Here is a 20,837-nt window from a genome sequence, read left to right as displayed (position 1 = left end):
GGAGTTAAAGCTGTGTTAAGGTACTCACTTTTGTGAGCACCTAGCAGGCTTTAGATTTCTTTACATAAACGTAATGCGTCATAGATAGCTGCGTGTGTATTTCGCTGTGACACACAGTCACCGATGCGGAATAACACCATACCGTTAGCATCTTTAATGGCCGGCTGAAGTTTGCCTTCATAAAGTGCTTCGATATCCATCTGGCCTTTATTGATAGAGTCTGCTTTTAGCTCGTAGTAAAGCACTTCGTTAGGGCGTACACCGTTTTCAACCACAACTTGGTCAATCAAGCGTTCTTCCTGCTGGCCTGTGTATTCGTTCTCAAGCAGCGCCACCAACTTGTCACCTTCGCGGTAAACTTTTTCTAGAATCATATCCGAAGTCATGATGACTTCTTTTTGATACAAGCTTCTATAGTAAGTCGGGAAGGTTGTACCGCCGATACCCACACCTGGTTTAGTATCGTCAGTGACAAGTTCAACTTTCGCGCCATTGCTTGATAGGTAATCAGCCGCAGACATACCTGAGAATTCACAAATCGTATCGTAAACCAAGACGTTTTCGCCCGGTGCAACTGTGCCATTTAGGATATCCCAAGAGCTAACAACCAAGCCTTCTGCCGCACCCCAATGAGGGTTTTGCTCAAGGAAAGGTGTGCCCCCTGTTGCTAAGATAACAAGGTCCGCATTCATATCACGAATCATGGCTGCATCAGCTGCTGTATCCAGTTTCAAATCAACCCCAAGACGTGCTAATTCAAGAGCGAACCAACGCGTAATACCCGCAATTTGGTCACGTTGTGGCGCTTTAGATGCGATCGTGATTTGACCACCTAGTTCTGGTGCTCTTTCGATTAGGGTTACCTTGTGTCCACGTTCAGCCAGCACACGTGCTGCTTCCATACCCGCAGGACCACCACCGACGACAACCGCATTTTGAATTTTGCCTGTGGTTTTTTCAAATAGGTGAGGCATATCCATGTGTTCACGTGATGTTGCTGCGTTTTGAATACAAAGAACGTCCAAACCTTGATACTGACGGTCGATACAATAGTTAGCGCCGACACATTGACGGATTTGGTCCACCTGGTTCATCTTGATTTTGGCAATCAAGTGAGGGTCAGCAATGTGGGCACGTGTCATACCGACAAAATCAACATAACCCGCATCGAGAATACGCTCAGCTTGGTTTGGATCTTTAATGTTTTGTGCGTGAATAACAGGCACATCAACGATTTCTTTAATACCTGCTGCCAAGTGTAGGAATGGCTCAGGCGGGTAACTCATGTTAGGAATAACGTTAGCCAAAGTGTTGTGAGTATCACAACCAGAGCCGACAACACCAAAGAAATCAACAAGACCTGTGTCATTGTAGTATTTCGCAATCTCTTTCATGTCATCTTGGTTAAGACCGTCTGGGTGGAATTCGTCACCACAGATACGCAAGCCAACCACAAAGTCTGGGCCTACTTCTTCACGTACGGCTTTTAGTACTTCCATACCAAAGCGCATACGGTTTTCGAAGCTACCGCCCCATTCATCATCACGCTGGTTTACACGAGGAGACCAAAATTGGTCGATCAAGTGCTGGTGTACAGCAGATAGTTCTACACCGTCTAGACCACCTTCTTTGGCACGACGAGCGGCTTGAGCATAGTCTTTGATGATGCGATGAATTTCTTCTTCTTCGATGACTTTACAGGTAGCACGGTGAACTGGCTCACGGATACCAGAAGGAGAAAGTAGGTTAGACCAATTGCCACCGTCCCAACGAGAGCGGCGTCCCATATGGGTAATTTGGATCATGATGCGTCCACCGTGCTTATGCACAGCATCCGCTAAATTTTGGAAATGGGGGATAATACGGTCGGTTGATAGGTTAACCGAGCTCCACCACCCTTGAGGACTATCAATGGAAACCACACTGGAACCACCACAAATACACAGACCACAGCCACCTTTGGCTTTTTCTTCATAGTATTTAACGTAACGATCAGTTGTCATACCGCCATCTGTTGCATAAACCTCAGCGTGGGCGGTACTGACAATTCGGTTACGAATGGTCAATTTATTAATGTTTAGTGGTTGAAAAAGGGATTCATAAGCCATGTGTACTGTCCTCTAACAAATCGAACGGACTTTATTTTGTGTCCGTCTCAATGACCCGTTGTATTTATAATAGTAAGTAGAATCGTCAGCGAAATCTTAAATTAACAAAAGGCCGCCGCAGCGGCCTTTTGCTTTATAGCGGTGTTACTTCAAATAGACCAAATTCAATGCCTTCTTCGGCCGCACACTGGGTTTGAACCGCTTGAGTTTTCACTTTATAGCCTAAGCTTTGTGCAATTTGATCCATGGCACCGGCAAACCAGCCAGTAAACATGTAATCAACTTTACGATTAACTTGGCCCATTTGTAGAACAAACGCAGAGTGATCAAGACGAACAGTACAAGTACCTGCTTCAAGATCGATAGATTGTGTTGTGAAAATGCCCCAACCACGCTGAGAAAGACGCTTCATATAGTGTTCGAATACATCAACACCGCTAATGCCGTGGCATTCAGCTTCTTTCTCACACCAGTAGTAAGCCGACTTATAACCTGCTTTATATAGTACTTGTGCGTAAACTTCAGCGCCTAACTCTTCTTCAATACCCATGTGGTTATTGATAAAGAAATGACGTGGCACATACAGCATAGGTAGTGCGTCGGTTGTCCATACGCCAGTGTCATTGTTAACTTCGATTGGCATTTCTGGTGCGTGAGTACCTGGTTTTTGTGACATTATTTTTCTCCCCATACATCTTCAAGAACGTTGACCCAGTTACGGCCCATGATTTTTTCAACTTTAGAATCTGACCAACCGCGAGCGCTTAAAGCATCAGTTAGGTTAGGGAATTCGCCAATGGTGCGAATTCCAAGTGGGTTAACGATTTCGCCAAAGCGTGTTAGGCGACGAGCATAGCCTTTGTCGTGTGTTAACCACTCAAAGAATTGTTGGTCTTGGCCTTGAGTAAAGTCAGTACCAATACCGACATTGTCTTCACCACATAGATTTACGACGTATTCGATTGCTTCTACATAGTCATGAACTGTGGCGTGGATACCGGCTTTAAGGAAAGGTGTAAACATGGTAACGCCAACAAAGCCGCCGTGATCGGCTATGAATTTAAGCTCTTCATCAGACTTGTTACGAGGGTGCTCTTTCAAACCTGAAGGTAGGCAGTGTGAGTAACAAACTGGCTTTTTAGAGGCAAGAATCACTTCTTCAGATGTTTTGCTACCTACGTGAGATAGGTCACACATCACACCAACACGGTTCATTTCGGCAACGATTTCATGACCGAATCCAGATAGGCCGCCATCTCTTTCGTAACAGCCAGTGCCAACAAGGTTTTGTGTGTTGTAAGCCATTTGAACAATGCCCACACCTAACTTCTTGAAGATTTCGACATAACCGATTTGATCTTCAAATGCGTGAGCGTTTTGGAAACCGTAGATGATGCCTGTTTTACCAAGCTCTTTCGCTTTTAAGATGTCCTTTGTGGAATGAACTTGCATCACCAAATCATTGCTTTCTTCGATGAGGTTGTTCATCTCAACCAAATTATTAACCGTACCTTGAAATCCTTCCCAAACTGACACCGTGCAGTTAGCAGCCGTTAAGCCACCCTTGTGCATGTCTTCGAATAGCTCCCTGTTAACTTTAGCGATAACAAGTCCATCAATAATAATAGAATCCTTGTGCAAGCTGCTCATAAAAGTCTCCGGTTGTAATTTGCTTGTAATGCAAGAGTGTTTGACCTGTGACAAACATAGCTCAGTTGCATCTTCTTTAGATTGCATCAGTCTGCCACTGCACCTTAATGGTGATCTGCTTAAAAACGACAGAGCTTATCTCGCCTGCGTCAGCGCTAATAAATTTGCGTCAATGCCTTATAAAGAGCGGGCTCTAGGTGAGATGAGTTCTTATTTGATAGGCTTGATGTGCAAAATTAGGTGTGTTTTTTGCCCATTAGCGTCCTAATTTTGTGTGTTTTCAGGTTGTTTGTTGTGCATGATTGATCGATGAAAGTGCGAGCAATATTTGAGTTTGTCGTTTATAGGTAAGTGTAGGGCGTTAATTAGGGATGTCTCTATATTAGAGAGGGCTTGTTTAGTATTATTCCAAAAGTGTATTTGAATAATTTAGGAAAACCTCTTGCTACATTCTTCCCATGATACGGATGAAAATTTTCGACTTACAGTGCAAAAACCGACCCTGTTATGTATTTATATTGTTTTTTTTGCTTTGATGATTTGTCATTGCTTCGTCGCAATCATGGTGCATTGCCTTGATGTGATGCCACGTGATTTTGCCAATCAAGCATTTTTTAACAATACTAGCTTCTTAGTAAAATTTATTGGCAATATTTCCTTAGCTAGCTTGGTGCTAATTTCTTTATATCAGATGAAGCAAAGTGCCATTTTTTGGTGTTTAACCTTACTTGTGTTCGACATCAGCTCTATTACTTTTTGGGTCTTTACTCAAAATTGGTTAGAAGTAGCTGGCAGCCTTGGTATTACTATCGTTAGCATTGTTTGGAGCGGTTGTTTGAGTTGTTTTATTTATTTGAAATATTTAGATAAGCAAGGAAAGCTCTCGTAAGTTATCCATTCTTGGGCCTCTCAAGCATTAAAAAGGATAAAGAATTTCAGAATGAAAATCGCCGATGTAAGCCGTAAAACTGGCCTTAGTACCTATACCATTCGTTACTATGAAAAGCAGGGGTTAGTTAAGACGCCAAATAAAGATGCCAGTGGTCATAGGGCTTTCAGCGAAAAGGAAGTGGAACTATTAAACTGGGTTGCCTGTTTAAAAAAGTCGGGTATGTCTCTGAATAAAATTAAGACCTATGTTGCTGCTTTTGATGCGGATGATAACCCCTTAGCGACAGATATACTGGAACAACATTTGTTAAATCTTAAGAATCAGCAAGAAGATATACATCATTATATTGATGTGACCAGCGAGAAAATTAAACGCTTAAAAGGTTTGACTTAGAGTATGCTCTAACTTGTTAACCTCACTTTATCGCTACTAGAAAAAGCTTATTTCTAGGGCTTAAAACATAAAGTAGGAGTTAATAAAAATGAAACTAGATGTCGCTATTGTGAATGCCTTTGTGACTCAGACTCAGGATGGGCAGTCAGTGGGAGGTAACCCTGCTGGTGTTGTGCTTAATGCGGATGAGTTAAGTCACGCACAAAAATTGAGCATAGCAAAACAAGTGGGCTTATCTGAAACCGCATTTGTTTCTCAATCTGATGTTGCGGACTTTAAATTAGATTTCTTTACCCCAACTCGTCAAATTGCCCATTGTGGCCACGCAACCATTGCGACGTTTAATTTGCTTGCTAGTAGAGGCTTAGTCCCGCAAGAAAATACCTCAAAAGAAACCATAGATGGTATCCGTGCCGTCTCCATTACTAACGGATCCGCTTTTATGGCGCAACTGGCACCAAGTTACCAAGCTTTGCCAGAGTATCAAGCGCGGGTGCTAAGCTCTCTTAACCTAACCTCAGAAGAGGTGAGTGACGAGGCTATTCTGGTAAATACAGGGAACTCATTCTTGTTAGTCGGAGTAAAAGACAAACAAACACTAGCAGATATCTCACCTGATTATGATTTGATTCAAACCATCTCAGAAGCGTTAGATCTGATTGGATATTATGTTTTCAGTCTAGATACCCATCTAGAGTCTTCTGCTGCGACCAGCCGTATGTTTGGTCCGAGATATGGCATTTTGGAAGAGGCGGCAACGGGTATGGCGGCAGGTCCACTTGCTTGCTACCTCTATGATCAGAAAAAGATAAATCAAAGCAGTTTCATCATAGAGCAAGGTTATGCCATGAAAGTCCCTTCCCCGAGCCTTTTAAATGCTGAGCTAGTGCTTGAAGAAGGAGAGATAAAAAGCCTCAGTGTGGGTGGTAAAGCCAAAGTGAGCAGTTGGTTCAGTGTGAATGCTTGAAATGATTAACATAAATTTTTGATCACGAAATACATTTAAAAGCGTGAAAATCATGATTATTTAATCTGACCATGATTTTCACGGTTCTTGCTTATATATCCTGAGGAATATTGTTTATTAGCGCATCCATTTCTTCTTGGGATAAAGGTAGACGTTTAAATTCTTCACCTTGATTTTGCATATTTTCTAAATTCAATACTGTTCCAGGGGATATGTCGCTGTCACTATTTACCGCGCCTTTAACACTGTACACGACCCAATTTGCCCCCTCCATTGATAACACCAAGTAAGATGCGTCACTGACAGCTAATAAGCTATGAGCGGCAATTTGGGATAAAGATGCGTAGCCAAGTACTACTCCTGAACCTAAAGAATAGGAGCTGGGTATTACAACGGATTTTGATACTTGATAAACGCCGTAACCTGCACCGACAGCAGTGGAGGCGACAGTGCCTGTGCCTAGGGTTGCTAAGGCTGCGCCGCTCCCAACGACATTGGCTGAAGCCGCAGCAGCTTCACCTGCAATATAACCACTTCCTCCTGCTATGGCTTCTGCACTAGCAACCGTTGCACCTGTCAGACCGCCTACGACTACAATACCTGATGAAACAATTGGAACACCTATGTATTTAATGCCTTTACCTGAAGCATAGCCAACAGTGGCGACTGATCCCGCCGCGACTTTTGTTCCAGCATATTGAGCACCTGATAATAATGCACCACCTGTTACTATTGCTCCTCCAGCGATACTTCCACCAAGTGCTTCAGTAGACGATATCACACTGGCAAGAGCTGCATGTCCCGTTGGGGCAACAACATCGTATGCCATGGCAGCACTATTCCAACTAACTTTAACCGCCAACTCAGCGGCTGAAGATACGCCATTTCCAACAAATACAATGGGATAGATAACGCCATTGACTGCTACATAGGACAATGTGCCAGTAGTTAATTTGCCAATGGGCTTAATGACACCTTGCCAAACAACGCCATGGATAGCCCATCCTAGAGATTTTAAAACGGCGAGACTGCCATGTTGAGACGTGTCATTTAATTCTTTCTGGCTTTTATCTAAAGATTCATTGATACCGTCAAAGTAAGTATCTCTGGTGTCATTTACATAATTGGCATATTCATCGGAGGTTGTTTTTCGCCACTCTTCTATATCTTGTGTGGTTTGGCTTAGATCCTGCCAAGTCGTTGTGCTGTCCATGTTATCAATACGTTTTGATAATTGGTCGGGCAACCTAATATAACCTTGTACAAAACTCTCTTTACCTTGATCAAATGTCTTTTCGGCCCGTTCAATACTGGATGTGGCTAATGTACTCCCTTTCTGCCATGAGTAATTCAAGGTATTTTGACTACTTTCTTGTCCGGTTTCGTTGATTTCAGAGGCTGTATTAAGTGAGTTTTTTGAGAGAGAATCTCCTGACTCAGACAGGCTATTAGCGACACTTCTTGAGGTGTCCCATGAGGTACCAATAATCTTATTGGCATGATCATAAGAGTTGTAAATTAATTGAGTCGACCCTGGACGAGAGTGCTCTCTTATCCAGTTTGCAAAATCATTACTTCCTTCAAAAATATCCTTACTAAATTCGTAAGTTTTTTGCGTACCAACACTGACTATTGTGACAGAGTCTTTTGCTGCCTTGATTGATTCTGAAAAAGATTGTTTTGCTTTTAATCCTGTAAGCTCCTTCGCTAGCCCTATTGCATCATTGCCTGCAGGGATAAGCTTAATTGAGGTGTTTGGGATCTGTAATGCACCTTCTTTGTATAGTGATGTGTGCCCTTGGGTAACTAGCTTTTTTGTATTTTTTAGTGGGTCAACATTTGCATTTGAACTAGGTGTATTTGAGCAAGCTAATAAAGTAACGCTTGCAGCACATAATATGATTGGTTTTGTTGCTTGATAAATCATCATAAACGCAAATCCTTTGGCAGTTGATCTAACACTTTATCAATTAAGCTAGGGTCGTCACTTAGTACTTCTAATTTACCTGGGTTTTCTGCTTGTAACTCTTTTAAGTCAATGACACTACCTACAGGAATTGAACCTGGGTCCAGTATTTTCCCTTTATAGCGAATTTCACCATTGAGAGTCGCTAAGGTTAACTTTGGTCCATCCCATACTAAAAATATCGCTGAATTCACAGAACCTAGTAGTAATTGGCTTGGGATAGCGGTTAAAGCGTTATAACCAAGAACAACACCTGATTTCATTTGATTGACAAAAACTTTTGTACTGCCTTTAAATGCATCATAAGTAACTAATGCACCATATTCTAATGTATCTGATGCTGTTTTAACTGTGGCTTCGGCTGCTCCTGCCACTGGTGCTGAGACATAAGTGCCAACTTGATTTACCATTCCAAGGCTTGTTCCGGCTAGGTATGTTAAAGGAACCGAACCTGAAGAAAGTAGAGACAAACTGGTTAAATAGCCTCCTTTTAATGTTGGTGAAACGACTTCAATTGCAGTTTTGCCCGTGTAATACACAGCAAGACCTGCTGACTGAACTGTATTTTTAGTTAGTATGTAGCTACTTGAAAGAGGTAAAAATACGGCTTCACCCGCAATGGTTGCTGTGTACTTTGAAACCTGCCAGCTACTTCCTATTGCGGGTTTGACAATGCCTTTGTAGGCACCTGAAACATATCCGCTTAGCAGGGTCCATAGGCCTGACATAGAATTGGTTTCATCTCCAGAATCTAAATAAGCATTTTTAAACTCAGTTTCAGCACTCTCTAAAGCGTCATCCCATTGGACTAGAATTTGAGGGTCATTTTCCTTGTGGAAGGTTTTTAAGTTGTTCCACATTTCAGAATGTTCTTGATAAACCTTGTCTGAATAATTACCGGGTAATTTTTTAATTTCGTTTAAACTTTCCTGACTTGATTGCCTTAAATAGACATAACCTGAAATAACTGATTGCCAAGCTTCCGCAGCTTTCTCTTTACTATATGTCCACTCATCACGAGCGATATTATTGGTTTTATCGAAAATAGTGTCAGTTAATTTTGAGCCTGACTGATAAATAGATTCACTGGTTTTCTTTGAATCAGAAACATTTTGAGATAAGTCTTCTAAATAGTTATTAGATCTTTCTGTAATTGTTTTTGAGGCTTTTTGAATGGCTTGAAAAGATGAATCGATACTTTGTTCTTTAGCATAAATCATCGCTTTCTCACTGGATGTGATGATAAACCATCCTTCTTTATATAAGTTTTTTTGGCCTTCTATATTGGCTACTGTCATAGGGATGACATCTTTAATATTTTGCTTTTCAGCTACTTCTGCATGAGCAAAAGGCAAGCAAACTGTATTGATAGTTAACAGCGCAATACTTAATTTCCTATTCACTGATCTTATTCCTTAAGATGGATTCAGGCATCATAATGCCAATAAGTGAACTTGCTTGGAAGCTTTTTGAGAGGGTTAAGCTTTATTAGACAATGTTTAAACTGATCAAAAACAAGGTGTTAGAGATCAGTTTAAAGGGGGATGTTAAGTATAGATATGGCTCGTAAAGAACTAAGCTTGCTTTGCTGTGTTAAATCTAAAATTGCCTTTAGCCAACCACTGGTTCAATACAAGCGCAAACATTATGATGCCAGCACCTAGGCTGAGCCTTAAAATATCCGCATCACGATTCCAGATAATCAGGTTCACCAAGATACCTGCTGGGATTAACAGGTTGTTCATTACCGCAAGTGCCCCGACATTAACCTTGGTTGCTCCCATGTTCCAAGCAAAATAGCCAAGTCCTGAAGCAACTATGCCAAGGTAAATCAGAACGCCCCACTGTAAGTTAGTACTAGGGAGTTTCTCTGGGTTACCAAAAGCCAGGTAGCAAAGGCTGGCGACGATAAGGGCGCCAATAAAGAACCAGCCAAACACGGTTTTCTGATCTAAATCTGAATCTTGTAAAAGACGTTTGTAACTAACTTGCCCTGTTGCAAAGCAAAGGTTCGCCATCTGCACGATAAGAAAGCCGGTAATAAAGTTTGCATCTATACCTTGATAACGAATCGCGATGGCACCTGAGGTGGCTATCATGGCGGTGATGAGAAAGTTTAAGTTAAATTTACGGTCAAAGGCATCATTTAGAAGTGTGACATAAATAGGGGTCATTACCGTAAATAAGAGGACTTCTGGTACGGATAAATACAAGAAGGAGTGATAATAAAACACATACATTAGGCCCAATTGAATGGCGCCAATCAGCATTAACTTGAGTATGCTTTTAGTCGGGATTTTGCCAAGACGTAAAAAGGGTAAAAAGACGAGGGTGGCTAAACCAATACGCAGTAGTACCGAAAACCATGCATCGACTTGCCCTGCTAAATAAACCCCAATAAGGCTAAAAGAAAAGGCCCAAAGTAGGGTCACGGCGAATAAATAGGGCATGATTTTCATTCCTTTTGAAAAGTGGAGGGCGAACTCTAAATGAGAATGATTGCTAAATAAAGCTTTTTGTATAAAGCCCTGTAAATTTGGCTAAGCTGCAAGGTAAGATAATGCTCATCATCCTGATGGCAGCTAGCTCGTGAATAACTACAAACTTCTTCCCGCACTTGTTTCTATTTTACAAACGCGCAATTTAACCGCTTCAGCGGCAGAGCTTAATGTTACTCAATCCGCCATGAGTAAAACTTTGTCGCAAATACGCGAAGCTTTTCATGACAAGATACTCATACGAGAAGGTAATCAGTTTGTACTTACTCAAAGAGGGGAGCAGCTTAAAACACAACTGCCTGAATTGATGCAAACCCTTGATGGGCTTTATGCCCCAAATACTATGGAGCTTGAGCTTTGCCAGCGCCGCTTCTCAATTGCCTCCAGTGATTATGTGGCCCAAGCGGTCGTTCCTATGATTACCCGTGAAATGCATGATAAAGCCCCTAACGTTAGCCTTGAATTTCAAGCTTGGCAGCCATCAAAACTCACGGAGCTGGCGGACACTCAGATAGATCTTGTAACGACTATTGCAGAGGAAGTGCCGGAAAATTTACAAGGTAGGTGGTTTGCAGAAGATGAACTCGTGGTTATGTTGAGGCAAGACCACCCCATCCTTAACAAGCAGCAAGCTTTTAGTCTTGGTGATTATTGCCAGAGCAAGCACATACTTATTAGCGGTGGCGGCGATAAAAATAGTCCGCTAGATCAGGCGCTTTTAGCACAGGGCCTGCAAAGGCAGGTGCTGATTCAAGTGCCTTTTTATCAGGCTGCGATTGAGTTGGTGTTAAACACGGATGCGTTATTAACCTTACCTATGCATATTGCGGGAGATTTTGCGCAAAGGCATGAGGTGACATTAAGACGATTGCCTATCTCGCTTGCCGCCAATCAATACTATCTACTTTGGCATACGAAACATCACCATGACCCAGAACATAAATGGTTTAGGGAGCTTTGTACTGGTTTGTTACAAAAGCACCTTATTCAGACAATAAAAGATGGTGTGAAATTTATTCATGCTAGTTAGTATTAAATGTGATTTTAACTCATGCTTAGAATGTCATAGGATAGGGCATCGAGTGATTCAAGCTGTTTAATGGAGAATGAAAAATGAGTTTTAGCACCTGGTTAGGGCTACTTGCGATATGTTGTTTAGGTGCCATGTCACCTGGGCCAAGTTTAGCTATGGTTGTGCGTCATACTTTAGGTGGTGGTCGAGCAAAGGGGATTGTTTGTGCTTGGGCTCATTCTCTGGGAATCGGATTCTATGCCTTACTTACCTTGTTAGGCTTGGCAGCAATTTTAAAACACTCACCCTTAATTTTTAATGGTATCGCGATATTTGGTGCTATGTATTTAGCTTGGATTGGCGTGCAGGCATTAAGATCAAAAGGCGGTATGTCTGATAAATTGGCGGCGGGCGAAAGTACAAGCTATTTAAAAGCAGCACAAGATGGCATAGCGATTTCTATTTTTAACCCTAAGATTATCTTGTTTTTCTTGGCCTTATTCAGTCAGTTTGTCAAAGTGGCTGATGACATGTGGGGCAATACCTTAGTAGTGATGACGCCTCTAGTGATTGATGGGCTTTGGTACACGATTATTGCGCTGATTCTTTCTCATAAAGCTGTGCTACCTAAATTGAGAGAAAAGGCATCTCTTATTGATAAGCTATCTGGACTGGTGTTAATTGGTTTGGCTAGTCGTGTTATTTTTACTCTCTAGTTCAAAAAATCGAGTGTTCAAATTAAGCCAGTCAACCGAAAGGTGACTGGCTTTTGTATTTTTAACTATTGGCGTTGGCTTCCTGCTTTTTTTCTTGCTCTTGTTCGAACAACTCAATGGCGAGTTTTACTTTCTCGGATAGGTCTTCTTCACTTTCTTGATCCGATGCTGAAATTGGCAAGACCATGTATTCAATACCGCCATTAGCTAACTTAATGCTGGTGGCTATCGTCATAGAAGATTCAGAACCTGTACCGTAATAGTCTGATACCAGATCACCACTGGTTTTGTTGAATTCCAAGAGATTTTCTTGGGCTTGGGTATTATCAAATAGCAGCATCTTTCCACTATTAGCGTAACGTCTCAAGATTTCATCAGTTTGGGCATCAAAGGGATAATATGATGAGTCTAAATATGCAATATCATGTTCTTCAAGGTATGTGTCTAAATGAGCCCCTGCTGGAGTATAGCTACTAAGTACTCTTGGTAGAGGAGCCTCTTCCTCAATCACTGTGTCATCTAGTTCGGTTAGGCTTAACGCTTCTTCCGCTAACGTGTCATTAGCTGTTTTATCTAACCCAGTCTTATTGTTGATAAAACCACTTGCGGTTTCTGAGTGTGAATCTGTTTGGCTAAATACTTTATCTTGAGCTAACCCTGTTGATGTATCTTGGTTATTAGGTTGGTCACTAGAGAGTAATCTAGCCGCTAAACTCGCTCCTAGAGTGAGGCAGAGCGCTAAAACTACCCAAAATGATCTTGAACTTGTATTAATCCGCATTATGACTCCATGAAATACTTGCTTATCCGTTTTATCAAAGAGCAAGAGACCAGATGTTCTCTTGCTCTTACGCTAACTCGTGGGTGGGAGACGAGTGTTGTTTTTAGTGATAAAGGCTATCGCTCCAACCTATGCTGACAACTCTCTCAGCGGCAGAGGTTTGGCTATAGTCTGAATGGTTCTTCCAGCTAAAGTTTGAATAGAAGGTGCACCAGTCACGGGCGAAGTGATAATGGGTTTTAGTCCAAGCGGCTCTTAGACCTAAACGGGTATTATTTTGTCCGTCTGTGACTGAATCTTTACGATAAAGGACAGAGGCTTCAGGTCTAAAGTCTGAACGCATCACAACGGGTAACTCATTTGTTGGAACTAGGTTGTTAAAGTTACATTTTCCTAAATTCGTCCAAGCATAAATTAAGTTATTTTTAGGGGGCGTTTTGTGTCGAATTGACTGATTTTGAATATTCCAAGTGATAGCGTTTTGATTCTGATTATAATCGGCGATAGTGGTAAATTCAGCCTGATCATAACGTACACTCGTACTCCAAGATGCACCGCCTGAAATAACCGGTATTTGCCCTGAGGTGATACCAAGACTAAATTCAGAGGTTTCAGAAACCGAAGCAGAACTAATGGTATTAGAAGGTTTGTGATCCCAATGCCTTACATTTGCCCCATCATGATAATTCACTTTTAGTTGAAAAGAGGTGGGGATGGAATAGCGATAGTCTGCTGAAGTACCGTATTCATAAAGCGTGGTTCTTTGGGGAACATTAGTCATATCAAAACCAGATCCGCCGGATAAAACTAATTTAACCTCTTTAATTGATTCTGGAATATGATCTAAATTCCACGCATTTTGAACAGCATAAAGTAATCTGATTCTTTTATTGTTAGCGTCCGAATCATCTAAATCATATAAAGTAGATGTATAAGATTTGATAGTATCAGCAGCAATAGTAAAACTACTTGCTGAGCTTAATGAAACGGCAAATATACCTAAAAAGATTGTGGGTTTTATTTTTTGCATTTATCTCTTCCTTGTTTTTTAGCATTGAAATAATTGGCTAGAAAGCCAATCACTTTTAAAGACATAACATCTTTAAATCAGAAATAAGTCGTTCAATGCTAGAAATTGATATCTTCTACTTTTGGCTTGTATTATGCAAAATAATCAAATATATGCGTTTTTAATGTGCGTTATGTTGTTTTTGAGCATTGATCTTGTAAGGATTGTGTGAGGAAAAAGATTGTATGTCTATACTATAAAACTCTAAATGATAATGAATTTCATTATTTCATATAATGAAGTTTTATAAGCTCCTGATTTTAAAAAATTAAATAAAATGTGAATTTTTAAATTCTTTTTATATTTAGGGTGTTGAAGAATGTTTTTGATTAGTTTTTCTAAATAGGTGTTTAGATAAACTTAAATTGCTATAAGAAATACTTTCTTTGTAATAGGTTTTATTTATTTTAAATGTTTATATTGATTATTTTTTGCGCTTCAAAAAGTTTTAAATCGATTTGTTTTTGAGAATAGCGTGTTTTTAAAATGTCGTTTAATAGAAAAGGTCTGTCGTAATTAAGGCGCCTTAACATTGATTCCAGATTTGATTTATCCAATGGCTATTATCAATAAAAGGGTTTCGATTACCTTGTAGTTCTTGCACTCTATCATTACGTCTTTTCTCAAATGCAGTGACAGGGAAAGATTGGTTCCATTCCACCAAGGTACATAAGTCACCTATCCAAGGCTGACCTGCTTGTTTGAGGTTAGTATCTTTTATGTAGAGATCTGGCATCTTCTCCTGTTTGCCATTGTCCCCAAGTTCATATCGGGTTGCCATGTAAAACACCATACGTGCAACTTGACCTTTCGCTCTATCACTTGGCTCAAAAGATTGATTCTTCCTGTCTACAAAAGTGCCACTGGCCTGTTTAGTACCATCTGCTTTCTTATCCATAAAAGGCTTACCGCCTTCGTCATAACCATAATTACTATGGGCGCCATTGATATTACGGTCAGCGGGCCTTAAGTGGTGTAAATCTGTATAGCCATCTTGGCTCTGTTTTTTAAAACCACGTGACTTTGGCCACACATGTTCTCTATCCCAACTGTCGGCGGTTCCTTTTCCGCGATTAGCTAGATCAATATGACGAGTCTCATCTAGGTATAAAAGTTGTATTAGGCCACATTTAGGCTTGTGTCTAGGACAAGCAGAGTCTGTGTAAGTCAGGGCTTCCCATACATCTAGACGTTTACCATCGTACCAATCTGTATTCTTGCTACGAGTATATTTAAGCGGTTTCTGGCCATCAATAATGTCATGCAACTTAGCTTTTAACGTGTTAGAGGTTAAGCCTTCAGTTCCTGACCAATACTGTTTAAGGGACTCTCCTTTCGAGGCGGAGAAAGGTGTTTCAAAAAGGGTCGCACTAAACGCTGGCGTGATACCTTGAGAAAAGATGAGCAGTATGGTCAAGCTGATAAATATGGCTAGACTTGGAGAGAGGTGTTGCTTCATTTGAAAACCTTTTAGTCATGAATAAATAAAAGCAATCAAGGGCGCTAAACGCCGTCATTGATTGACTTATAACTATCCATGTAAAAAGTTCACGCACGTAAAAGTCCCATCTAAGACTTTTTTCTACCCTATATATCCCTAAAAGAGACGTTAGTAGCTGGCGCAATATAACGATAAAAAAGCGGATTGAAAAGGCTAAATATGAGGCTTTTGAAAAGGTGTTCATATTTTTGTTTGCTCTAACAGCTTGGCCTGATTTGATTAAAGGCAAGAGCAAAAAGTCTCTTTCAATAAAAAGCTAATTAAGACATGAAATTAGAGTTAAAAATTTAGAACTCAGGCTTTTTTAGATAGATGCTTGAAAAGCTATTTCTGTTACGCAACTTTTGTTTAATTTTTCTTAGCCCTTCTCTAAGAGAGGAGTGTCTTTTATCTATTTTGATTCGCAAGGAAAAATAACAATGCAAACAACGCTTCTTAATAAATACCTGTTGCCTGCTTCTTTAATAGGTGTTGCCTGTTTTTATCAAAGTTCTGCCTATGCTCTTTGTGGCCTTACTGAGTATGAATTTACGGCATCAGGCACTAAGAGCTCCAAAGGATATGATTATCAAGAAAGTGGGGTTCCCTTCTATGAGAGTGCTGATGCAGGAAATGTTCAGTGAGTCAAAACACGATTTGGTAAAAGACGAAGATAGGCTCAGTAAGCAAGCTTATCCCTATCGTTCAAAGCACTGGCGTGGAGGTCTGACATCTTATGGTGATGGGCTAATGCGTTTATCCGACTTTCCTTTTGATATGGCTAATCGAGATAACAATGACTACCGCTTAGACTCTAATGAATTTGAAGAATATACAGCCTGTCACGGTAATTTATTTGATAACAGTCCAGATTGCTGGACAGAAAAAGGCTTTAGTGTAGCCGTACATGAAATGACAGAAGACTTTTCTGTGCATATCTATAACACCCATATGAATGCTGGCCGAGACAAAGATGATTATGACGCTCGTCGTAAACATTTTTTACAGCTGGCCGACTTTATCAATAGTTACTCTGCCAATGCGACAGTGATTATGGGAGGAGACTTTAATAATAAGTGGTCTGATTACCCTTTTGCTGATGAGCAACGACAAGTTTGGGAGATGTTTTTATCAACCACTGGTATGAGGTTAGCTTGTCAGGATTTCATAGATGGCACAGATGACAGCATAGTTAACTGCGCAACTAGCTCGAGTGAAAGCACGGACCAATTAGCTTATTTGAATCGTGACTTTGCCTCTTACCAACTCGAATTGGCTGAGTATGAAGAGTTGGATACCTTCACTGAATTAAGTGACCATGAACCTATTCGAGCTAAGTTTAATTGGTATAAAAAGGGCTAATCTTACGCTTTAGTTTACTCAAGTTTTGTCTCCTTTCTGATATTAGTCAGCTGTAAAAAATTTAACTTTTTGTGGCTGATACTTTATCCATTTAATAATACAAAAATACTTTTCACTCGGTTTCTGGTATTCAATAAATGGAGTATATTTACTTTATATCTGTATCTTTGTGTAAATGACACATTATTTAATCGTACTTAAGTTCAGAATAACGTTGAGTTTTATGTCATAAATTAAAGTGATTTCTCCCATAATTGTAAATAATCGTAATGGTTTTATGAATATTTATTTGTTAATAATCAATTGGTTAATTCTTTTTAAGATTTTGTAACGGTGCTTTTTATCACCAATTTAACCTTACATTTACCTTGGTTTCTATCAAGATAGATAAAGTTTTCTTATACTCTCTATTCTTAAATTTAAATGTGAAGAAATGTGTCGTTTACTTTGTGATAAATAACATAAAACTGAGCGCTTGTTTAAAAGCGTACTGGAGATAACTTTTATTCATTAGGTTGATTCTATTTTTCGAAAAACCTTTCATTGCTAAAGGATGTTGAAATGAAAATTAAAACACGTCTTATCGCTATTTTAATTGCGATTATGTTACTCATGTTCACTGCCATAATTAGTCAAAATATCGCCACCTTTAAAAACGAAGATCAAAAGCTCAGTAGTCAAACGCGTTACCTCTCATATCTTTTAGCCGACGAATTCAAACACACTTCCATGGATTTAACCCGGTTAAGTCGTACTTATGTAAAAACGGGTGATAAAGCGTATTTTGATGCCTACTGGGAAATCGTTAACTGGCGTGCAGGGAAAGTGAAACGACCGAGCGATTTTCATCCGGACCTGTATCCAGGGCAGTTAAAGAAACAAAGCGAAATTATGGCTGAACTAAACTTCTCTAAACAAGAATTTGACCTCTTAGCGCAAGCAGCAAGTAACTCTAATTTATTGATAGATACAGAGACTCAAGCAATGGAGTCGATTCGTACTGGTAAGATAGTATCAGGTCCTTTTGCACCTAAATCAGGTGAGTCAGTTGAAGAGTTTGCTGCAAGAATTGTATTTGACCAGCAGTACCATAAAGAAGTGCAAGCTATCTTTGTACCAGTTAATGCTTTCTTTGAAGCGTTAGATCAACGTACAGCAGAGCATCTCTTAGACTCCCAAGAAGCTGCTTCATTATGGTTAAAAGCCAGTTTTGTTAGCCAAATTATTGTGGCCTTACTTATTATTAGTTTGATTTTCTTTATTATGCAGGCGCTTTTTAAACCTTTACAGTCTGCTATTAATGCCATGCTAAATATTGGTGAAGGGGATGGTGACTTAAGTAAGCGACTACATGAGGTTGGCAGTAATGAGTTATCAAGCTTAGGTAGAGGCTTTAACCTCTTCGCAAATCAAATACAGCATGTGGTTATTGAACTAAGGCATGTAATTGACGATATCTCCTCATCTTCAAGTCAGCTAAGTGCCACTGCTAATTCGACAGATAAAGCGGTTGCAGAGCAAAAAGTTGGCATAGAGCAGCTTTTAGTCGCGCTTGAGCAGATATTACCTGCGGTTCAAGAAGTCGCTTTGAATGCGGCTAAAGGTGCTGAGCTAGCGAATAACTCGGACAAGGCTGCCTCAAATGGACTCGCCGTAGTGGATGCCAGCATCGATAATATTAACTTGCTACAAAGCGATATTGATACCGCTTCTGGGGTGATAGACAGATTAGCTAATGACTCGGATGCCATCGGCTCAGTATTGGATGTAATTCGAGGAATAGCAGACCAGACTAATTTATTGGCACTTAATGCTGCCATTGAGGCTGCTAGAGCTGGCGAGCAAGGTCGTGGTTTTGCCGTGGTGGCAGACGAAGTCAGAACGCTAGCGAAGCGCACTCAAGATTCCACTTCAGAAATACAAATCATGATAGAAAAACTGCAGCATGGGGCTAAAGAAGCGGTTGAAAGGATCTCGTTAAGTAAAGATCGTGCGATTGCCTGTGTAGAAAATAGCAAGGAATCTGGTGATGCCTTAAATGAGATTACTCAATCGGTGGCGTCTATTAGTCAAATAAACCATCAGATAGCGGCAGCAACCGAAGAGCAGAATAATGCGATTGAAGAAATTCGTCGCACGGTGGAAGTGATTAATGAGCATGTGGAAGAAACCGCAGCAGGTTCAAGAGAAACCGCGAGTAATAGTCAACATACTACTGAGTTAAGTAGTAAGATTCAGTTATTAGTGGGTAAATTTAAAACGGAATAGAGCAGGCAAAAACTTATCATTGGTCAAAGTAGAATAGGGTAGTGTCTACACTTTATTCTGCTTTGCCAAACCATTTTTCATGTATCTGCTGTAATCTACCTTGCTTCATTAAGCGTCTCTTACCAAGATCAAAATCGGCAAGTAAGGCTTTGGCATTGGGATTGGTTTTCAAGGCCGCTAGGTACTCATTAGAACTATCAAAGGCCGGCATCTTTTTAAACTTACCCTGCCAATTCTCTTGCTTAAGGGTGTAATCCCAATTTGTCTCATAACCCAAAAAGCCATCAAGGTAATTAGCTTCTAGCATTTTAAACCCTTGGGTGATGGTGGTGATTTTGATGATATTAATATCTTTTACGGCATCCCATTTATCACCATAGTTAAAGCCTCGCTTTACGCCAATAGAGAGGCCTTTTAATGATGTTAAATCTTGCCACTCTAAAGCAGAATCTTGATTCACATACACTTTGAATTTAGCGCTATTAATCGCTTCTTCTGAAAAGTAAAAAGTGCTGAGTCTTTCTGTATTAATACCAGTCGGAAAGAGAATATCGGCATTGCCTGATCTGATCGTAGATACTGCTCTTGCCCAAGGGACAATCTTAAGCTGTATTGTGTAGCCCATTTCTTGAAAACTTTCACGTAGCACATCCCAACTATAGCCACGAAACCCAATTGCATCTTCGCCTAGGTGTATAAGTTGATCACTTTGATAACCCTCATCTGCCATACAATAAGGTGCATAATCAAACAGGGTCACAATCTTGATGGTTTTATACTTAGCAAAGGCTGGGTTTATCAAGACTAAAAGCAGGCTTGCAACGATACATCTAGCGTTTAATGACGCAAGGCGTTTCAAGTTTTTTGTTAACTCAATAGCTAGAGAAGCCTTACTTGACGCCATAACAAACTGACTCCTAGTATGTCACTTAGATGCAATATTTATGGGGTTCTGAGCTGTAAACCTAGCTATCAAGGCAGAGTCTAATGACTTCTTTATAGAAGTGTTTTTAACGTTCTGATTTTGATTGGAGGTTTATATTAGTCCCATCTCATCCTTTTGATTATCAGGGATAAAATCACATAGAATTTAATTAATACTGACCTTATCTTAGTTAGCAGAGACAGATATGGCTATTTCGTTGTGCATTATTTGCTATTGGCGAGGTGTTTAAGAATTTTTCGGGAAAGAGGCTCTCCATGCATAATTTCTTCTGCTTCTTCTAGTGTTTGCCAAAAGCCTATGCTTTGATCTGGTAAGCTGTCATTCGTGACATATTTTATCGCTTGCCAGATAGGTGTTAATTCGTTTTCAACAAAATCGAGTGCTTGCTGACTGGGTCTTACAATAATAGCTCGTTCGTCTCTGGGATCTGTTTCACGAGTACAGAGTCCGATAGACTCAAGCTTAGTGACAGTTTGGCTAATGGAAGAGTGGGTGAGGCCGGTTTCTTCGGCTAGCTCACGAATCGAAAGCAGCTCGCTACTATGGGCACAAATTAATGACACCACGGGAAAGTGTCTAGGATTAAAGTCTATCCCTTTGGCTTTATAAACAGCCTTAATTTCAACAGATAGATAGTCGCTAAAGCGGCGCATACGAGAGCCCAAGGCAAGCCCTTCCATTTCTGAAATCCAATCTGACATAGTTTCTTTCTCTTTTTCTATTACTTTG

19 protein-coding genes are annotated in these 20,837 nt (G+C 40.3%); 8 read left to right on the top strand and 11 right to left on the bottom strand.

Annotated features, from left to right (window positions below; genetic code table 11):
- Positions 1 to 50 precede the first annotated feature (50 nt).
- The 3 genes from Q0A08_RS09470 to Q0A08_RS09460 all read right to left on the bottom strand — a co-directional run bounded on the left by Q0A08_RS09470 (position 51) and on the right by Q0A08_RS09460 (position 3,758).
- Complete coding sequence (locus Q0A08_RS09470; protein WP_438466642.1) at positions 51 to 2,108, bottom strand: FAD-dependent oxidoreductase; 2,058 nt, start codon at positions 2,106 to 2,108, stop codon at positions 51 to 53.
- Positions 2,109 to 2,241: 133 nt separating this feature from the next.
- Entirely contained in the window at positions 2,242 to 2,784 is a 543-nt protein-coding gene (locus Q0A08_RS09465; RefSeq protein WP_438466640.1) for a DUF5943 domain-containing protein, read from the bottom strand.
- A complete protein-coding gene (locus Q0A08_RS09460) occupies positions 2,784 to 3,758 on the bottom strand; it encodes a dipeptidase (protein ID WP_438466639.1) in 975 nt (324 codons plus the stop codon). The genes Q0A08_RS09465 and Q0A08_RS09460 overlap by 1 nt, the downstream gene beginning before the upstream one ends.
- A gap of 442 nt (positions 3,759 to 4,200) precedes the next feature.
- Here Q0A08_RS09460 and Q0A08_RS09455 point away from each other — a divergent pair, with 442 nt between their 5' ends.
- From Q0A08_RS09455 to Q0A08_RS09445, 3 genes are all read left to right on the top strand, one after another.
- On the top strand, positions 4,201 to 4,647 hold the full coding sequence (locus Q0A08_RS09455) for a hypothetical protein (RefSeq protein ID WP_438466637.1): 447 nt from the start codon (positions 4,201 to 4,203) through the stop codon (positions 4,645 to 4,647).
- A gap of 51 nt (positions 4,648 to 4,698) precedes the next feature.
- Positions 4,699 to 5,043 (top strand): MerR family transcriptional regulator, encoded by a 345-nt coding sequence (locus Q0A08_RS09450; RefSeq protein ID WP_438466635.1) that lies wholly within the window; start codon positions 4,699 to 4,701, stop codon positions 5,041 to 5,043.
- An 88-nt stretch (positions 5,044 to 5,131) separates the two neighbouring features.
- Positions 5,132 to 6,010, top strand: a complete 879-nt coding sequence (locus Q0A08_RS09445) for a PhzF family phenazine biosynthesis protein (protein WP_438466633.1) — start codon at positions 5,132 to 5,134, stop codon at positions 6,008 to 6,010.
- Positions 6,011 to 6,101: 91 nt separating this feature from the next.
- Here the strand turns inward: Q0A08_RS09445 and Q0A08_RS09440 are convergent, their stop codons facing one another.
- The 3 genes from Q0A08_RS09440 to Q0A08_RS09430 form a co-directional block, all read right to left on the bottom strand.
- Positions 6,102 to 7,940, bottom strand: coding sequence for a hypothetical protein (locus Q0A08_RS09440; RefSeq protein ID WP_438466631.1), 1,839 nt, complete (start codon positions 7,938 to 7,940; stop codon positions 6,102 to 6,104).
- A complete protein-coding gene (locus Q0A08_RS09435) occupies positions 7,937 to 9,379 on the bottom strand; it encodes a hypothetical protein (protein WP_438466629.1) in 1,443 nt (480 codons plus the stop codon). Before Q0A08_RS09435 ends, Q0A08_RS09440 begins: the two co-directional genes overlap by 4 nt.
- Positions 9,380 to 9,550: 171 nt before the next feature.
- Entirely contained in the window at positions 9,551 to 10,426 is an 876-nt protein-coding gene (locus tag Q0A08_RS09430; protein ID WP_438466627.1) for a carboxylate/amino acid/amine transporter, read from the bottom strand.
- A 139-nt stretch (positions 10,427 to 10,565) separates the two neighbouring features.
- Here Q0A08_RS09430 and Q0A08_RS09425 point away from each other — a divergent pair, with 139 nt between their 5' ends.
- Positions 10,566 to 11,504: a LysR family transcriptional regulator gene (locus Q0A08_RS09425; RefSeq protein WP_438466625.1), complete on the top strand. Its 939-nt coding sequence runs from the start codon at positions 10,566 to 10,568 to the stop codon at positions 11,502 to 11,504.
- A gap of 83 nt (positions 11,505 to 11,587) precedes the next feature.
- Positions 11,588 to 12,202: a LysE family translocator gene (locus tag Q0A08_RS09420; protein ID WP_438466624.1), complete on the top strand. Its 615-nt coding sequence runs from the start codon at positions 11,588 to 11,590 to the stop codon at positions 12,200 to 12,202.
- Positions 12,203 to 12,263: 61 nt separating this feature from the next.
- Here the strand turns inward: Q0A08_RS09420 and Q0A08_RS09415 are convergent, their stop codons facing one another.
- The 3 genes from Q0A08_RS09415 to Q0A08_RS09405 all read right to left on the bottom strand — a co-directional run bounded on the left by Q0A08_RS09415 (position 12,264) and on the right by Q0A08_RS09405 (position 15,511).
- A complete protein-coding gene (locus Q0A08_RS09415) occupies positions 12,264 to 12,983 on the bottom strand; it encodes a hypothetical protein (RefSeq protein ID WP_438466622.1) in 720 nt (239 codons plus the stop codon).
- Between the two features lie 103 nt (positions 12,984 to 13,086).
- Positions 13,087 to 14,013 carry a leukocidin family pore-forming toxin gene (locus Q0A08_RS09410; protein ID WP_438466620.1) on the bottom strand — a complete coding sequence of 309 codons (927 nt, stop codon included), beginning with the start codon at positions 14,011 to 14,013 and terminating at the stop codon, positions 13,087 to 13,089.
- A 565-nt stretch (positions 14,014 to 14,578) separates the two neighbouring features.
- Positions 14,579 to 15,511 carry an endonuclease I family protein gene (locus Q0A08_RS09405; protein ID WP_438466618.1) on the bottom strand — a complete coding sequence of 311 codons (933 nt, stop codon included), beginning with the start codon at positions 15,509 to 15,511 and terminating at the stop codon, positions 14,579 to 14,581.
- 461 nt (positions 15,512 to 15,972) lie between these two features.
- Between Q0A08_RS09405 and Q0A08_RS09400 the strand changes: the two genes are divergently transcribed.
- The 3 genes from Q0A08_RS09400 (at position 15,973) to Q0A08_RS09390 (ending at position 19,162) form a co-directional block, all read left to right on the top strand.
- Positions 15,973 to 16,176, top strand: a complete 204-nt coding sequence (locus Q0A08_RS09400; RefSeq protein WP_438466617.1) for a hypothetical protein — start codon at positions 15,973 to 15,975, stop codon at positions 16,174 to 16,176.
- Complete coding sequence (locus Q0A08_RS09395) at positions 16,157 to 16,894, top strand: hypothetical protein (RefSeq protein WP_438466615.1); 738 nt, start codon at positions 16,157 to 16,159, stop codon at positions 16,892 to 16,894. The genes Q0A08_RS09400 and Q0A08_RS09395 overlap by 20 nt, the downstream gene beginning before the upstream one ends.
- 561 nt (positions 16,895 to 17,455) lie before the next feature.
- Positions 17,456 to 19,162, top strand: coding sequence for a methyl-accepting chemotaxis protein (locus tag Q0A08_RS09390; RefSeq protein WP_438466613.1), 1,707 nt, complete (start codon positions 17,456 to 17,458; stop codon positions 19,160 to 19,162).
- Between the two features lie 52 nt (positions 19,163 to 19,214).
- Here Q0A08_RS09390 and Q0A08_RS09385 read toward each other — a convergent pair whose 3' ends face one another.
- On the bottom strand, positions 19,215 to 20,066 hold the full coding sequence (locus Q0A08_RS09385) for a substrate-binding periplasmic protein (protein ID WP_438466611.1): 852 nt from the start codon (positions 20,064 to 20,066) through the stop codon (positions 19,215 to 19,217).
- A 245-nt stretch (positions 20,067 to 20,311) separates the two neighbouring features.
- Positions 20,312 to 20,809 (bottom strand): MarR family winged helix-turn-helix transcriptional regulator, encoded by a 498-nt coding sequence (locus Q0A08_RS09380; protein WP_438466609.1) that lies wholly within the window; start codon positions 20,807 to 20,809, stop codon positions 20,312 to 20,314.
- Between the last annotated feature and the right edge of the window lie 28 nt (positions 20,810 to 20,837).

The organism is Marinomonas sp. PE14-40 (assembly GCF_051623805.1).
GTDB lineage: Bacteria > Pseudomonadota > Gammaproteobacteria > Pseudomonadales > Marinomonadaceae > Marinomonas.
This window is presented reverse-complemented; position numbering and strand designations above follow the sequence as displayed.

Bases quoted from the DNA above. Each gene is read 5' to 3' on its own strand.
- Q0A08_RS09470 (WP_438466642.1), bottom strand. From the start codon at position 2,108: ATGGCTTATGAATCCCTTTTTCAACCACTAAACATTAATAAATTGACC.
- Q0A08_RS09465 (WP_438466640.1), bottom strand. From the start codon at position 2,784: ATGTCACAAAAACCAGGTACTCACGCACCAGAAATGCCAATCGAAGTT.
- Q0A08_RS09460 (WP_438466639.1), bottom strand. From the start codon at position 3,758: ATGAGCAGCTTGCACAAGGATTCTATTATTATTGATGGACTTGTTATC.
- Q0A08_RS09450 (WP_438466635.1), top strand. From the start codon at position 4,699: ATGAAAATCGCCGATGTAAGCCGTAAAACTGGCCTTAGTACCTATACC.
- Q0A08_RS09445 (WP_438466633.1), top strand. From the start codon at position 5,132: ATGAAACTAGATGTCGCTATTGTGAATGCCTTTGTGACTCAGACTCAG.
- Q0A08_RS09440 (WP_438466631.1), bottom strand. From the start codon at position 7,940: ATGATGATTTATCAAGCAACAAAACCAATCATATTATGTGCTGCAAGC.
- Q0A08_RS09430 (WP_438466627.1), bottom strand. From the start codon at position 10,426: ATGCCCTATTTATTCGCCGTGACCCTACTTTGGGCCTTTTCTTTTAGC.
- Q0A08_RS09420 (WP_438466624.1), top strand. From the start codon at position 11,588: ATGAGTTTTAGCACCTGGTTAGGGCTACTTGCGATATGTTGTTTAGGT.
- Q0A08_RS09415 (WP_438466622.1), bottom strand. From the start codon at position 12,983: ATGCGGATTAATACAAGTTCAAGATCATTTTGGGTAGTTTTAGCGCTC.
- Q0A08_RS09410 (WP_438466620.1), bottom strand. From the start codon at position 14,013: ATGCAAAAAATAAAACCCACAATCTTTTTAGGTATATTTGCCGTTTCA.
- Q0A08_RS09405 (WP_438466618.1), bottom strand. From the start codon at position 15,511: ATGAAGCAACACCTCTCTCCAAGTCTAGCCATATTTATCAGCTTGACC.
- Q0A08_RS09400 (WP_438466617.1), top strand. From the start codon at position 15,973: ATGCAAACAACGCTTCTTAATAAATACCTGTTGCCTGCTTCTTTAATA.
- Q0A08_RS09395 (WP_438466615.1), top strand. From the start codon at position 16,157: ATGCAGGAAATGTTCAGTGAGTCAAAACACGATTTGGTAAAAGACGAA.
- Q0A08_RS09390 (WP_438466613.1), top strand. From the start codon at position 17,456: ATGAAAATTAAAACACGTCTTATCGCTATTTTAATTGCGATTATGTTA.
- Q0A08_RS09385 (WP_438466611.1), bottom strand. From the start codon at position 20,066: ATGGCGTCAAGTAAGGCTTCTCTAGCTATTGAGTTAACAAAAAACTTG.
- Q0A08_RS09380 (WP_438466609.1), bottom strand. From the start codon at position 20,809: ATGTCAGATTGGATTTCAGAAATGGAAGGGCTTGCCTTGGGCTCTCGT.